Annotated in this window: 12 protein-coding genes; 3 read left to right on the top strand and 9 right to left on the bottom strand. The window is 66.3% G+C overall.

Annotated elements, in window-relative coordinates; translation table 11 throughout:
- Positions 1-277: 277 nt before the first annotated feature.
- Entirely contained in the window at positions 278-742 is a 465-nt protein-coding gene (locus ACOCMM_RS06220) for a hypothetical protein (protein ID WP_419552322.1), read from the top strand.
- A gap of 237 nt (positions 743-979) precedes the next feature.
- Here the strand turns inward: ACOCMM_RS06220 and ACOCMM_RS06215 are convergent, their stop codons facing one another.
- Positions 980-1,315 (bottom strand): hypothetical protein, encoded by a 336-nt coding sequence (locus tag ACOCMM_RS06215; RefSeq protein ID WP_419552321.1) that lies wholly within the window; start codon positions 1,313-1,315, stop codon positions 980-982.
- A 399-nt stretch (positions 1,316-1,714) separates the two neighbouring features.
- On the opposite strand from ACOCMM_RS06215, the gene ACOCMM_RS06210 reads away from it, so the two are divergent.
- Positions 1,715-3,427, top strand: coding sequence for an HNH endonuclease signature motif containing protein (locus ACOCMM_RS06210; protein WP_419552320.1), 1,713 nt, complete (start codon positions 1,715-1,717; stop codon positions 3,425-3,427).
- A 40-nt stretch (positions 3,428-3,467) separates the two neighbouring features.
- On the opposite strand, the gene ACOCMM_RS06205 is transcribed toward ACOCMM_RS06210, so the two are convergent.
- From ACOCMM_RS06205 to ACOCMM_RS06170, 8 genes are all read right to left on the bottom strand, one after another.
- The gene (locus tag ACOCMM_RS06205; RefSeq protein WP_419552319.1) at positions 3,468-3,881 is read right to left on the bottom strand and encodes a hypothetical protein; all 414 of its coding nucleotides are present in this window, start codon (positions 3,879-3,881) and stop codon (positions 3,468-3,470) included.
- Between the two features lie 60 nt (positions 3,882-3,941).
- Positions 3,942-4,973, bottom strand: coding sequence for a sugar phosphate nucleotidyltransferase (locus ACOCMM_RS06200; RefSeq protein WP_419552318.1), 1,032 nt, complete (start codon positions 4,971-4,973; stop codon positions 3,942-3,944).
- A 23-nt stretch (positions 4,974-4,996) separates the two neighbouring features.
- A complete protein-coding gene (locus tag ACOCMM_RS06195) occupies positions 4,997-5,863 on the bottom strand; it encodes a hypothetical protein (protein WP_419552317.1) in 867 nt (288 codons plus the stop codon).
- A 138-nt stretch (positions 5,864-6,001) separates the two neighbouring features.
- A complete protein-coding gene (locus ACOCMM_RS06190; RefSeq protein WP_419552316.1) occupies positions 6,002-7,378 on the bottom strand; it encodes a UDP-glucose dehydrogenase family protein in 1,377 nt (458 codons plus the stop codon).
- Entirely contained in the window at positions 7,375-8,973 is a 1,599-nt protein-coding gene (locus tag ACOCMM_RS06185) for an LCP family protein (protein WP_419552315.1), read from the bottom strand. The genes ACOCMM_RS06190 and ACOCMM_RS06185 overlap by 4 nt, the downstream gene beginning before the upstream one ends.
- A gap of 19 nt (positions 8,974-8,992) precedes the next feature.
- Positions 8,993-10,360: an FAD-dependent oxidoreductase gene (locus ACOCMM_RS06180; protein WP_419552314.1), complete on the bottom strand. Its 1,368-nt coding sequence runs from the start codon at positions 10,358-10,360 to the stop codon at positions 8,993-8,995.
- Positions 10,361-10,424: 64 nt separating this feature from the next.
- A complete protein-coding gene (gene moeB, locus ACOCMM_RS06175; RefSeq protein WP_419552313.1) occupies positions 10,425-11,588 on the bottom strand; it encodes a molybdopterin-synthase adenylyltransferase MoeB in 1,164 nt (387 codons plus the stop codon).
- A gap of 121 nt (positions 11,589-11,709) precedes the next feature.
- Positions 11,710-12,519: an SIR2 family NAD-dependent protein deacylase gene (locus ACOCMM_RS06170; protein WP_419552312.1), complete on the bottom strand. Its 810-nt coding sequence runs from the start codon at positions 12,517-12,519 to the stop codon at positions 11,710-11,712.
- Between the two features lie 225 nt (positions 12,520-12,744).
- Here ACOCMM_RS06170 and ACOCMM_RS06165 point away from each other — a divergent pair, with 225 nt between their 5' ends.
- Complete coding sequence (locus ACOCMM_RS06165; RefSeq protein WP_419552311.1) at positions 12,745-13,473, top strand: hypothetical protein; 729 nt, start codon at positions 12,745-12,747, stop codon at positions 13,471-13,473.
- Positions 13,474-13,516 lie beyond the last annotated feature (43 nt).

The raw sequence follows: 13,516 nt of genomic DNA, 5'->3' as shown, positions 1-13,516 counted from the left end.
CACCGAACAGGCACCATGCCTGGCGCACCGTGGGGCGCCGTCGGGGCTGGCCGCGTCGGAAAATGACGCCTGTTGGGGTGCTGGTCGGCGCTACGGTCCCAGGCGGATCGCCGCGCCCAGCCGCGGCCGGCTGTGCAGCCAGCGGCGCAGCCTGGGCCGGCGCTGCTTCGCGCTCTCGCTGAGCGAGCCTGCACGCCGTCGCGGCGCTGCGGCGTGGGCACCGCAACGCTCGCCCGCACCGCGACGCTCGCCGGCACGATGGGAGGGAGTGTCTTCTGTGTCTGAACAAGAACGGTCTCGGCTCTACGCTTGGTTCTGTGATCAAGCCGACGAGCCGCTCGCGGAGTACGTGATGTCGTGCCTGGCGCCCGCCCCGCTGGCCGACATCGCAACGCGAGCCGATGTGCGCGATCTCGCCATCAAGATCGACGCACTGGTGGCACAACGCGAAGCCGACCGCAAAGCAGCCGCGGCACAGCGCGACGCGGACCGCAAGGAAACCGCGGCACTGCTCGCCACCAAGTTCGATGCGTTGGCGGCACAGCGCGACGCGGACCGCCAAGAAGCCGCAGTACAGCGCGACGCGGACCGCCAAGAAGCCGCAGTACAGCGCGCTGCCGATTTGCGGACGGCACGACATCGCCACTACTGGGCTGTGGGCATCATGACGACGCTGTTCGGGGCGAACATGGCAGTGGTACTGGGCGCGCTGTTGAACGCGGCCTCGCGGGTCGCCGCATAGCTGCGTCGGCGAACTCCGGCTACAGCAGCGACGCGGTCATGGCATGGCGTAGGCCTACACGCGACCGTCGCCGTTGTCGGATACGCACATCGCGTTGCTGCCAAGCGCCGGGTCCGGAACATGCGTGTCGCCTGGGAGACCGCTGAACAGTTGTCAGTAGCACCGAGTTGCGACTGTGGCGAGCGCGCAGGCCGTAGCGCTGCAAGGCCACCCACGTCCGAACTGCCCAGCCGTTTCCTAGGCGGGCTGCAACGGTGGTATCCCCTCGACAATCCGATCAACACGCTCCGTCAGAGCACGCATATCGAGCCGGACTTCATCAAACCGAGAATCGATGCCATCGACACGCTTATCCAAGGCATCGAACCGATAATCGACCGCATCGAACCGCGAATCGACCGCATCAAAGCGGGAATCGAAACGCGCTATTGGTGCCGCGAAGCGGGAATCGACCGCATCGAAACCGGCATCGAAGCGCTCAGCGAGTTCGACGCGCATCACCTTCAGCACCGCCCACATAGCGCCCGCCAAAGCAACAAGCGACGCCAAGACCACAGTGAGCAGCGGCGGCACCAACCCCCAGTCCATGGACCGATGCTGCTTCTCGCCCTCCCGTCGCGACTGCGGATTTTCCCGCAGCACATGCGCACGCCCAGCGTTCCCGCAGCAGCGCGGGCGACAGCAGGGTCGTTGGGCTTTTTCGAGTCTTCACTGCCTGAAGACGACACGGTCTCCTCACAGCGCAGAAGGCGCAGCGCAGCGGGCGACCCCGACGAACGACGCGCACCCCTCGACGGCCGATTGTCCTCGTCACCACTGATCTCCTTCGCACGAACACACTCGGCCATGCGCCGCAACACCGCAACCCCCGCAATAGCACGCGGGGCGACATCCCCAACGCTGCACGACGCGGCACTGAGTGAGGCCAATTCTGAAGTTTTGATGTGACACGGTGTGTTTACGGTATTTGTCATGGAGCACACGGATATTCGCAGCGATCAGAAGAACGGAAAGCTGTCAGGCCCGCTGCCGGAATGCAGCCCCGCTGCGGCGGCGATGTCGGTGCCAGTGCCGCCGGTCAAGTCCGTGGCGCATGGGGCCGAGTCTGTGTCGGCGGCTGTGCCGGATTCCCCGGTTGGGGCTGAGCTTGTTGGTGCGGTGCCGGTCGGAACCGAGCTTGCCGAGGCGGTGCCGGGCAGGACTGTGCCCGCCGGAACTGTGCCGATCAGGTCGGTGGGGTCGGTGTTGTCGGTGTTGTGCGAGGCTCGTCGTGCTGTGTCTGAGGCGGCGGGGGTGCCGCTGGGCGGTGCTGGCAGCGACACGCTCACCCAGGTTGTGGCCGAGGCCGCGCGGCTGCGCTCGGCCGCCCAGGCATTGCTGTTGGCCGCGACCGCGGCGTTGGAGGCAGACCGCGAGGGATCAGGCCGCACCGCGCTGCGCGAGCACGCCCGGTTGAGCGCCCGCAGCGCCAAGCGCACCGCCCGGACCAGCCACCAGATCGCCCAGATGCCCAACACCGCACGCGGCCTCGCTCTGGGGCACCTCACAGCCGAGCACGCCGAAGTGCTCGCCGACGCCGCCCGCCACACCAGCCCCGAAGCGGTCGAGGGCGCCGAGGAGCTGCTCGAGGCCGCCGCGGTGGTCCCGCCTGAGGTGCTGCGCCGCGACGCGCGGGGGTTCGCGGCCCGCTGGGACCCTGACGCGGTGCGCTCGGTGCTGGACCGTCAGCGCCGCCAGCGCAGCGCTGCGCTGTTCATCGACCACAGCACCGGCATGGGGGTGCTCAACGCCCGTTTGGACCCGGTCAGCTTCGCGTTGGTCAAACAGGCAGTCGAGAACTACTGCGACGCCCTGTGGCGCACCGACGGCGGACGCGACGGCACACCCGATCAGATCCGCGACAACCCCCAACGCCTCGCCGACGCTGTCTTCGAGATGCTCACCGACCGCAACGCCCTCGCCACCCTCGCCCACCCCGCAGCTCGCCCCCCCGACACACCCCACGACGCCGCCCACACACCGCACCGCAGCGGCGACACCGCCGAGGACGACGACACAGTGCGCGACAGCGCCCCGGGTCGTTCGATCGGGCGGTGGCGGCCTGCTCAGGCGCCCAACCAGCTCGTGATCATCGCCGACATCGGCGTCATCGACGGCACCAGACCCGACGGGCTGTGCGAAGCGCTCGGCGCAGGACCGGTCCCCCCGGCCATCCTCGACGATCTCTCACCCGACACCCGCATCAGCGGCGCCGTCTTCGGCGGACCCGGCCAAGTGCTGTGGCACGGACGCAGCCGCCGCCACGCCAGCACCGCACAACAGCTCGCCATCGCCATACGCGACCGCGGCTGCGTGCTGTGCCGCGCCCCCATGCACCGCTGTGAGTACCACCACATCGACGAATGGCACACAGACGGCGGCAGCACCGACGAAACCAACCTCGCCGCCCTATGCGACGACTGCCACACCAGCCTGCACAACAACAACCGGCGACTCCGCCGATTGCCCGCACCAGGCCAATGGGCCACCGAACCCCGCCACGACCCTGCTGCTGGCGGATCGAGCAACCAACCCCGCGGCGACCCCGCTACAGGCGGATCGAGCACCGCAGCCCGCCACGACCCTGCTGCTGGCGGATCGAGCACCGCAGCCCGCGGCGACTCACCCCCAGGGCCCATGCCATAGCTCTGCAACGCCACCCCGGTCCGAACTGTTCAGCCGTTTCCTAGGCTGGCTGCAACGGTGGAATCCCCTCGACGATCCGATCGACACGCTCCGTCAGAGCACGCAAGTCGACCCGGAGCTCATCAAACCGGCGGTCGACGCCATCGACACGCTTGTCCAAGGCATCGAACCGCGAATCGACCGCATCGAACCGCGAATCGACTGCATCGAACCGCGAATCGACTGCGTCAAACCGCGAATCGACTGCGTCAAAACGGGCATCGAAACGCTCTATGAGTGCCTCGAAGCGGGAATCGACCGCATCGAAACGGGAATCGACCGCATCGAAGCGGGAATCGAAACGCTCAGCGAGTTCGACGCGCATCACCTTCAGCACCGCCCACATAGCGCCCGCCAAAGCAACGAGCGACGCCAGGACCACAGTGAGCAGCGGCGGCACCGAACCCCAATCCATAGACCGATGCTACTTCTCGCCCAGACGCCGAGCCAGCGATTTATTACTCAGCACCAATGCTCAGGCGGGCGGCTGGCGCTGTGCTCGCAGTACTGCGCCCGGGGCGACTTGCTCGCCGCTGCCGAGCACCGAGAACTCGGAGAGCACCGCGCCGACGCCTACGACCGCGCCTGTGCCGAGCACCGAGTCGATCACGACAGCACCGGCGGCGAGGCGGCAGCCGTCCCCCACTACTGATCGCAGCACGACGGCGTCGGGTCCGATTTCGCATCCGCTGCCAATGACCGACGTTCGGATGCGCGCATCGGGATGGATGCTCCCAGACGCCACCGTGCTGGCGTCGACCACTCTGGCACCGGCACGCCGGCCGTCGAGGATGTCGAGATTGGCTGCCAGATACTGCTGCGGCGTGCCCGTGTCGAGCCAGTAGGTATCTGAGACCAGCGCCGCCAGCGTCCCGTCTGCGACGAGCTGTCCGAAGACCTCTCGCTCGATGGAGACGGGCCGGTCGGGCGCGATGCGATCGAGCACCGCTGGGGTGAGCACGTAGGTGCCGGCGCTGATGGTGGGCTGTTCGCCACGCGGCAGTGCTGTTTGGGTGACTCCGGGTTCGGGCTTTTCCGAGAACGACAGCACCCGGCCCGATGGATCGGCCACGACCAGGCCATAGGGCGTGGGGTCGGCAACCGGCTGCAGCGCAATGGTCGCTTCCGCAGCCGAGCTCTCATGAAAGCTCGCGAGGGCCCCGACGTCGAGGTCGGTGAGCACGTCCCCGTTGAGCACCAAGAACGATCCGGTGATGCCGCTGGCCTCCGCGGCAAACCGCACCGCTCCCGCAGTGCCCCGCGGTTCCGGCTCGACCGCCACCTCATACGCCAGCCGGCCGATGCGCCCCTGCGGGTACGCCTTGGTGAACGCCTCGGCTCGGTAGCCCAGCGAGAGCACCACTTCGTTCACACCGTGTTGGCTGAGATGCTCGCAGACCCACTCGATCATCGGACGCCCGCACACAGGCAGCATCTGTTTCGGAGTGTCGTTGGTCAGCGGCCGCAGCCGGGTGCCCGAGCCTCCCAGCAACAGGATCGCCTTCATCTCGAGGTCCCCGGTGCTGGCCCTCAGGGTGTCGCGGCAGCCGGCTCGCCGCCCATCGAGTTCTCGTCGGTGCCGGGCTCGACAGTCTCATTGGGTTCAGACGTGACCGGCAGGTCGCCTTCGACCGGCTCGCTCCCGCCTCCGTCGTCCAGCACCGGCCCCTCTTCGGTCGATCCATCTACGAGCGGCTGATCCTCAGGTGGCAGGTTCAAGTAGGAGCGGAGGAACGCGTCGTCGGGTCGCGGAACGTCGGCGTTTTCGACGCTCGGATGGACGTAGGCGAACACGAAGATCTGGCCGTCGCCCAAGAAGCGCACGTCTCGCAGGTCCTCTGTGAAAGCCAGCGCCTTGGTGGCCTGCAACGTCTCCCAGCGCATGATGCGGAGCTCCGCGCCCGGTTCAGCAATGTCGGGATCGTCGCTGTCGGGATCAGGCGAGGCACACCCCTCGCCAGATTCGTCGAGAATCGTGCCGTCGGGCAACTCGATCTTCGAGTCGTCCAACTCGAACTCGATCTCACCCATGAACGATCCAACGGTGGCGAACTGCCCCGTCACGCCAGTATGAAATGGATGAATGTGAATGAGCCCGTCGCCGTGAGTGTGAATGCCTGACAGGTCATCGACGTCGTTGGGATAGAGGTCGAGGATGAAATCGTCGCAGTCGTAGATGGCATAAAGCGAGTGCCAGTGATCGCCCAGGCGCGGAGGACCAGCGGGGGCATTCTCGGACCGCTCAATTCGGGCTACCAGGATCAATACGACGCCCAGAATGACGACGAGGAGCATCGCCGCCGGGAACAGCAGGTCGCGCCGCGGGCGGAAGCCTCTGCCGCTTCCGCCGGCGCTCGCCGCTTTGGCGACTTTCTTGGCAGCGGCTGATCTCGCCATACGGGGCGACAAGCTACCGGCGCGCCCGCCCGGTCCGGCTCAGCGAGAGTACTAACGCCGCCTGAACCCCTGCGCCGGCGCTAACGCCGGCCGAACCCCTGCGCCGGCGCTAACGCCGGCCGAACCCCTGCGCCGGCGCTAACGCCGGCCGAGGCCTTCGTAAGTGAAGCCTGCTGCGCGCAGCTGGACGGGATCGAGCAGGTTGCGGGCGTCCACGATGCGCGCAGCAGCCATCTCGGAGGCCGCCCAGGCCCAGTCGAGCGTCGCGAACTCGGGCCACTCGGTGAGCACAACTGCCACATCGGCGCCGCGCAGGGCCTCAAACGCAGAACCGCGAACGGTCAGGGCCGCCGGCAGCTGTGCGGAGATGTCGGGTCGAGCGTCGAGGTCGTCGCCCAACGCTGGGTCGTACGCCACGAGTTGCGCTCCCAGAGCCCCAAGCCGGTCGGCCACCCTGAGAGCGGGAGAGCCTCGCAGGTCATCGGTACCCGCCTTGAAGGTCAGGCCGAGCACCGCCACCGTCACACCATCGAGACACCGAACGTCGGCCCCGGGTGCGTCGGTGCTGAGATCAGATGGCCGGCCAGGCTCGGTGCCGACGATGCGAGCAATCTTGGCAACCACGCGGTCGAGCTGCTGATCGTTCACCGTGATGACGCCTTCGAGCAGATGGAAGACGTAGCCGGCGTCGTTCGCGACCGACACCAGAGCGCGCGTGTCCTTCGGCAGGCACGAACCGCCCCAGCCGGGGCCGGGTTGCAGGTACGCAGAACCGATGCGGTGATCAGAGCCGACCCCCTCGAGCACCGAGTCGACATCGGCCCCGACTGCTTCGCACACAGCGGCGAGCGCGTTCACAAACGAGACCTTGGCGGCCAGGAAAGCATTCGCCGCGTACTTGACCGTTTCCGCTGACGTCGGATCGCTGAGAATTACCGGCGCATCCACGCCCGCATACAGCGCTGCGATCCGGTGTGCCGCCGAGAGGTCGTCGGCCCCGATGACGATTCGATCAGGTGCGAGGAAGTCGGCCACCGCCGAGCCCTCCCGCAGGAACTCGGGATTCGACGCCAGCGCTACATCGGTCCGTCCCAGCGCCGCCGCGATCTTGGGTGCAGTGCCGACCGGCACGGTCGACTTGGTCACCAGCACCGAGCCAGGCCGCAGTCGTGACGCCACCGAATCGAGTGCAGCCATGAGATAGCTGAGTTCCGTCTCACCGTCAGCACGCAATGGCGTCGGGACGCACAGGAAGGCGATATCGCACGTGGCCGCAACAGCCTCGGCCGAGATCACGAAGCGGAGGCGACGCTGTGCGATGCCTTCAGTGACAAGCCGGTCGAGATCGGTCTCGCGAATCGGCACGACGCCAGCTGACAGCGACGCCACCTTGGCACGATCGATGTCGGCACAGATGACGTCATGGCCAAGGTGGGCGAAGCACGCCGCCGTCGTGAGGCCGACGTAGCCGGCGCCGACGACGAGGATCCGTTGCGGGGGCGCTGTTTCGCTCATGGCACAAGTTGTTCAGCAGTCGGCACGTCAACCCGCCGGTAGCCCGCATCGACGCGCAGTGGCCCTTCGCCTGCGTGCAGGATCACCGTGGTTGCATCGAGGTCGTCATGGCCGGCGAAGTCTGGCACAGGCACGAGGTGACTGGCGAGCAGTCCCGCTGCAAGGCGACCCTCAGAAGAGAGATAGACGACCGTGCCGACCGGAGGGCGATCAACGCCTTCGGGTATCGCTCCCGCGGCCTCCGCGTCGAAGCCGAGCTCGCTCAGCTCTGCTGCAAGCCGATGGCGCGCCGTGCCCGTGACCTTCACCGTCACGCGTGACTCCACGATGTCGTCCCAGCCGATGCCCCGGAACACATCCAGCACCCGCTGGTTGTGGGGGTCGGGCGTGAGCCCCAGCGACCACCGCACGGGATCGTGGACATCCTGCACCCGCAGCTCATATTCCTCGAAGTCGGTATCGAAGTCGATGCCCGGGAATCTCGACGCGAGACGCCGGCCATCGTTCACAATGCTCAGAGTGTCAGAGGTCGACAGATGGTCGGCTGCGATGTCAAGAATCGAGAGCAACTTGATCGGACTCGCGAGAAGTCCCGGTGCGACTTGCTCGGCGGCAATACGCATGAACTCGCGTTGGCGGTCGTTGCGAGCGAGATCATTCCAGATGCCATGGCGTTGCCACGTGCCGTCAGGAGACTGCTCTTCGAGGTGGCGGCTCCGTACGTACGCCAGTGCCTGCCGGCCGTCGAGGACGTGCGTGCCAGCCTTGGTGACGAAGCCACTACGGCTCTCAGTCGGGCTGCTCGTACCGCCGTTCGGTTGATCTCTGAGGGGCTGGCTAAACGTCATCTGAACGCCGCCGACTGCGTCCACGAGTCGCAGGAAGGCCTGGAAGTCGACTTCGATGAAGTGCTGCAAGGTGATCTCGAGATTCTCCTCCACGGTGTCGATCATTCGTGCAGCGCGACCAGCGGTCGTTCGGTCGCGGTTGTAGGCGCTATTTATCTTGGCAATCTGACTGATGCCTGTGATGTCGCTGGTGCCTGCGATCTCGGCGGCGAGATCGCGCGGGATCGACATCATTGCGGCCGTCCCGTCATTGCGCAGCCGAATCACCATGATCACGTCTGCGAGTCGGCTGAAGTCTGAATGGCCCGCGCGCAAAGGGTCGTCCGCTGAGAGCCCCAACGTGCTGTCGATGCCCACGAGCAGGTAGTTCTCGCCCGTCGGGCTGCCTGGGAGCACTGGCTGCCCTGGGGATTGGTTGTCTGTACCAGCCGATCCCGATGCCGCGTCGGCCTCATCGGCTGCTCCGTCGCCATCTCCCGTCGTGCCGCCTCCGCCGCCCTCAGCTGTGTGTCCAGGGGGCTCACCATCGGGATTCCCGAGCGCTGTCGACGTCTGGCCGATCACGACATCGGCCGCCGTCACTGGCTGCTGAGGCGCTGAGGTGAGCACGTCTGCCAATTCGTGACGTTCGATCCGCCCGAGCTGGAGCAGCACGAATGCAGAGCCAGCGGTCGCGACTGCTCCCAGCAGGGTCAACGCCGCCAGCGAAATAAGAATGAGGCGAGCCCGCCAACTGCGGTGGCTCACTCGGCGGCCTCAGGCCTACTCACTCGGCTGCCTCGCAGAGGGCCTCGCTCAGGGATGGATATACGAACAGGCTCTCGGCGATGTCCTGGACTCGCAGGTTCGCGCTCACAGCCAGCGCCACGACCGAGATCAACTCGGCTGCATGGCGGCCCACGATCGATCCGCCCAGGACCTGGCCGGTCAGCGGATCAGAGACGATCTTGACAAAGCCACGCGGATTCTCCTCGATCAGCGCCTTGGCATTGGCACCGAACGGCACCTTGGTGACGCGGATCTTGCGGCCCGTGGCAAACGCCTCGGCCTCGGCAAGTCCGACATCGGCGATCTCGGGCTCGGTGAAGATGGCCGACGCGGCCTTGTCGTAGTCGAGGTGTCGATGGGGCCGGCTGTCGTGCAGGCCCATCGAATGCTCGACGATCTTGCGCCCCTGCATGGCCGCCACCGACGACAGCGGCAGCTTGCCGGACAAGTCGCCGGCCGCATAAATGCCCGGACCCGACGAGCAGAGGTTGTGATCGACCTCGACGAATCCGTGCTCGTCGACGCGCACATCGGTGTTCTCGAGACCCAGCCCGTCGCTGTTGGGGATCGAGCCGATGGCGAGCAGCGCATGAGATGCCTGCACCGTTCGCCCATCGCTGCAGACGACCTCCACGGCGTCGCCGTCACGCACGATGCTCACCGCACGTGCGCCCTTGAGCATGTGCACGCCGAGATCGCCGAAGGTCTGCTCAAGCACAGCGGCGGCCTCGGGATCCTTGTGCGGCAGCACCTGCTGGCGGCTGACGATCAGCGTCACCTTCGAGCCCAGCGAGGTGAACATGTGCACGAACTCCACACCGGTCACGCCTGAGCCCACGACAACGAGATGTTCAGGAAGCTCCGCGGGCGGGTACGCGTCACGGGTGGTGAGAATCCGCTCACCGTCGATGGGTGCCCAGTCGGGGATCCGGGGACGGCTGCCGGTCGACAGCACGATGACGTCGGCGGACAGCTCGACCGCTCCGTCCGATGTGTCGGCGCAGACGTCGTTGGGCCCGAGCAGGCGACCTGAGCCCGACAGGATCCGCACACCCTGGCTGACCAACATCTGACGGGCGACTTCCGCGAGGCGGTCCTCGATGTCGCCGATGCGCTGGCGCAAGTGCGGCGTGTCGACCGACGTGGAGACGTTGGCCAAGCCCAAGTCGTCGAGGCGGCCGGCGAAGCTGAGCGCGGAACCCGTCGCGATCATGGTCTTGGAGGGCACGCAATCCCGCAGGTGTGCAGAACCGCCGACGATGTCACGCTCGATGAGCGTCACTTCTGCGCCGTAGCGCGCCGCGTAGGTTGCCGCCGAATGGCCCGCTGGGCCACCGCCGATCACGACGAAGCGCTTCTGGGCCATGAGTGGGCAGCGTACCGGTGGCTCCCGGCCCCTCTGTCGTCGCCGACCCCGGAGCGGGGCCGGCTCAGCTCAGCGTGGGGCTGCAGAGACCGTCGAGCTCGCTGACCGTGATGCGCTCGCGATTGGCGTAGGTCACCTCGTTGGAGGGGTCGGGCCGCAACCGGAACTCGCGGAACGACATCTCCAGGGAGTCGAACGCGATGATGCGACCCGCCAAGCCGTCGCCGATGCCCAGGATCAGCTTGATCGTCTCGAGCGCCTGGATCGACCCGACGATGCCTGGCAGCACGCCGAGCACGCCAGCTTCAGCGCACGAGGGAGCAAGTTCTGCCGGCGGGGGCTCGGGCAGGTAATCGCGATAGGTCGGACCGTTGTGCGGGTCGAAGACCGTGATCTGGCCCTCGAAGCGGAAGATCGAACCGTGCACCACCGGAATGCCCAGCTTCACCGACGCGTCATTGAGCAGGTAGCGGCTCGGGAAGTTGTCGGCGCCGTCCACGACGACATCCCAGCCCGACAAGATGTCGAGCACGTTGTCGGCACCGAGCCGGGTGTCGTAGGTGACCACGTTGACGTCAGGGTTCAGGGCAGTGAGGGTCTTCTTAGCCGAATCCACCTTGCGGTCGCCCACCCGGTCGACGTTGTGGAGGATCTGGCGCTGCAGGTTGGATTCGTCGACCACATCCATGTCGATGATGCCGATGGTGCCGACGCCGGCCGCAGCCAGGTACAGCGCTGCGGGAGAGCCGAGGCCGCCGGCGCCCAGCATGAGCACCTTGGCGTCAAGCAGCTTGAGCTGTCCGGCCTCGCCCACCTCGGGCAGCAGCAGGTGACGCAGGTAGCGGTTGCGCTGTTCGGCGCCGAGGGAGGCAGGCGTGGCCCACGGACGACCTTCGTCCTTCCAGCGGCCAAAGCCGCCATCCATGGAGACCGAGTTGGGGTACCCGAGTTCGGCGAGTGTCTTGGCCGCAAAGGCCGAGCGAACGCCGCCGGCGCAATAGATGATGATCTCGGCGTCGTGATCGAGCACTCGGTTCTCGATCTGCGCCTCGAGATGCCCGCGCGGGATATGGATCGCCTCGACGAGCGCACCCTGGGTGTACTCGTCGGGCTCGCGCACGTCGAGCACGACCGGTGAGCGGTCGGAGATCCACTCGGCGGCGGTGGCCGTGTCGATCTCGGTGATCTCGCGTTTGGTCGCTGTCAGCAGTTCGCGGAACGAGGGCATCTGGGCCTCCCTGTTCGTGACTCGGCGTCGCGTGCGGTACGACCTGATCAACCGATCAGGCTCGGATCCTAAATCCTACCTATCTAGTCAGGAATTAGTCACCCCGGACGCCACGCGGGTGTCACCTCAGGCGGGAGGTGCGGCCGCAGATTCGCGGCAGTACCTCAGAGATGGACATCCGCAGGACCATGTCGGCTAGGTGATCCATCTCGGTGGGCTCGGCGTTGACGATCACCACGCGTGCACCGGCCGACTTGGCTGTGGGTACAACCGCAGCGATGGGGTACACGGCCAGCGTCGTGCCCACGGCCAGCATCAGGTCGCAATTCTCGGCTGCGATCTGAGCGCGCAGCAGGTCTCGTGCAACGAGCTGCTGACCGAAGCTGATCGTGGCGCTCTTGAGAATCCCGCCGCACTCGGGGCATGGTGGGTCGTCCTCGCCGAGCCGCACCCGGTCCAGCGCGATTCCCATGTCGTCGCGGTAGTCGCACTCCAGGCACGCAACCTCGCGGATGGTGCCGTGCACCTCCACGATCTTGTCGGGATCTGATCCGGCGTCGTGGTGCAGCCCATCCACGTTCTGCGTCAAGAGCGACACCAGCTTGCGACGGCGCTCCAGCTGCACGAGGGCCCTGTGACCGTCGTTGGGCTCGGCGCCCCAGGCCCGGTGGTCCATGCGAGCTCGCCACGCCAAGGCGCGCACCTCGGGATCGGCCAAGTAGTTCTGCAGCGTCGCCTGCTTCTCGGCGGCGGGGTTCTTCGTCCACACGCCATTTGGACCGCGAAAGTCCGGAATGCCCGAATCGGTGGAGATGCCTGCACCGGTGAGCACCGTGATGGCACGTGCCTCGTCGATCCATCCAGCCACAGATCGCACGTCGTCGACTGCGGAACTCGAATCGGCCCCAGTGTTCATCTCATCCGGGTTCATCTCACCCATTCTGACCAACGCCCGATGACGATAGCGCTCAGCATGCCGGAGCCGTCGAGCGAGATCGCGGCGTTCATGTTGCCCATTCTGACCTATTGCGCAGGAGTCAATTTCACGAGCGTTGTGGCACTTCCAATAATTTTCATATTATTTTCATCTATTTTGATATATATGTATTACGTTCCAAGTGAATGGCAGTCGCAAGCGAACGTGAGGGAGATCCCAGTGCCAGCTGAACAGAGGCCCACAGTCCCCATCCACTCGGCCGCTCCAGATGGGGCCACCCCAGCCACACTGCAACTAGTCGGCGGCACTGCAACCGGGCCGGGCAGCACTGCGCACATCGGAGCGGCGGCGGAGCCACTGCGGGTCCTGCAGGTGCGGCCCTGGGACGACCCCAAACTGCACCGCGATGGCCACGACCCGCGCTCGGCCTACGTGGAGCGCTTCTGGATCGCTGTGCTCGGCCCCAGTGCGGTCTGGCTGCTGCGGCTGCTTGCGCGCGAATTCGACGAACTGGCCCCGGGTGAGATTCTGCGCCTAAACCTCGAGTCCACTGCGCAGCGACTCGGTCTTCAACACCGCGGCGGTCGCCAGAGCACGTTCATGAGAACCATCGACCGCTGCCGCATGTTCGATCTGGCCCACTTCGAGAACGACGCTGTTCTGATTGTGCGCAGGCAGATGCCGCCGGTACCGCGCAAGCTGCACGTTCGCATGCCGCGCGAACTGCGCGACGAGATCGGTCGCTGGACTCGCACCGTTGGACATACGGACTTTTCCGTGGGCGAAACTCGGCTGCTTGCGACATGCATGCTGATGCTTGGTCACGGCCTTCACGAATCCGCAGAGCGGCTCGTGATGCTGGGGTTGGCGCCGAGGGCTGCCAACGAGGCAACTGCATGGGCGTGGGCCGACCGTTGCGTACGGCCTCACGCCACCCGAAATGTATGACGCGTCCAGCCGGGGCGCGGTCACTGTCCGCCAGACGCAGGGC

Source organism: Candidatus Poriferisodalis sp. (genome assembly GCF_965198245.1).
Classification (GTDB): domain Bacteria; phylum Actinomycetota; class Acidimicrobiia; order Acidimicrobiales; family Poriferisodalaceae; genus Poriferisodalis.
The sequence above is the reverse complement of the archived record's forward strand: the minus strand, read 5'-3'. Positions and strand labels throughout refer to the sequence as shown.

Excerpts from the sequence above, each read along its gene's own strand:
- ACOCMM_RS06180 (WP_419552314.1), bottom strand. The coding sequence starts at position 10,360 with ATGGCCCAGAAGCGCTTCGTCGTGATCGGCGGTGGCCCAGCGGGCCAT.
- ACOCMM_RS06200 (WP_419552318.1), bottom strand. The coding sequence starts at position 4,973 with ATGAAGGCGATCCTGTTGCTGGGAGGCTCGGGCACCCGGCTGCGGCCG.
- ACOCMM_RS06205 (WP_419552319.1), bottom strand. The coding sequence starts at position 3,881 with ATGGATTGGGGTTCGGTGCCGCCGCTGCTCACTGTGGTCCTGGCGTCG.
- ACOCMM_RS06210 (WP_419552320.1), top strand. The coding sequence starts at position 1,715 with ATGGAGCACACGGATATTCGCAGCGATCAGAAGAACGGAAAGCTGTCA.
- moeB (WP_419552313.1), bottom strand. The coding sequence starts at position 11,588 with ATGCCCTCGTTCCGCGAACTGCTGACAGCGACCAAACGCGAGATCACC.
- ACOCMM_RS06170 (WP_419552312.1), bottom strand. The coding sequence starts at position 12,519 with ATGAACCCGGATGAGATGAACACTGGGGCCGATTCGAGTTCCGCAGTC.
- ACOCMM_RS06195 (WP_419552317.1), bottom strand. The coding sequence starts at position 5,863 with ATGGCGAGATCAGCCGCTGCCAAGAAAGTCGCCAAAGCGGCGAGCGCC.
- ACOCMM_RS06190 (WP_419552316.1), bottom strand. The coding sequence starts at position 7,378 with ATGAGCGAAACAGCGCCCCCGCAACGGATCCTCGTCGTCGGCGCCGGC.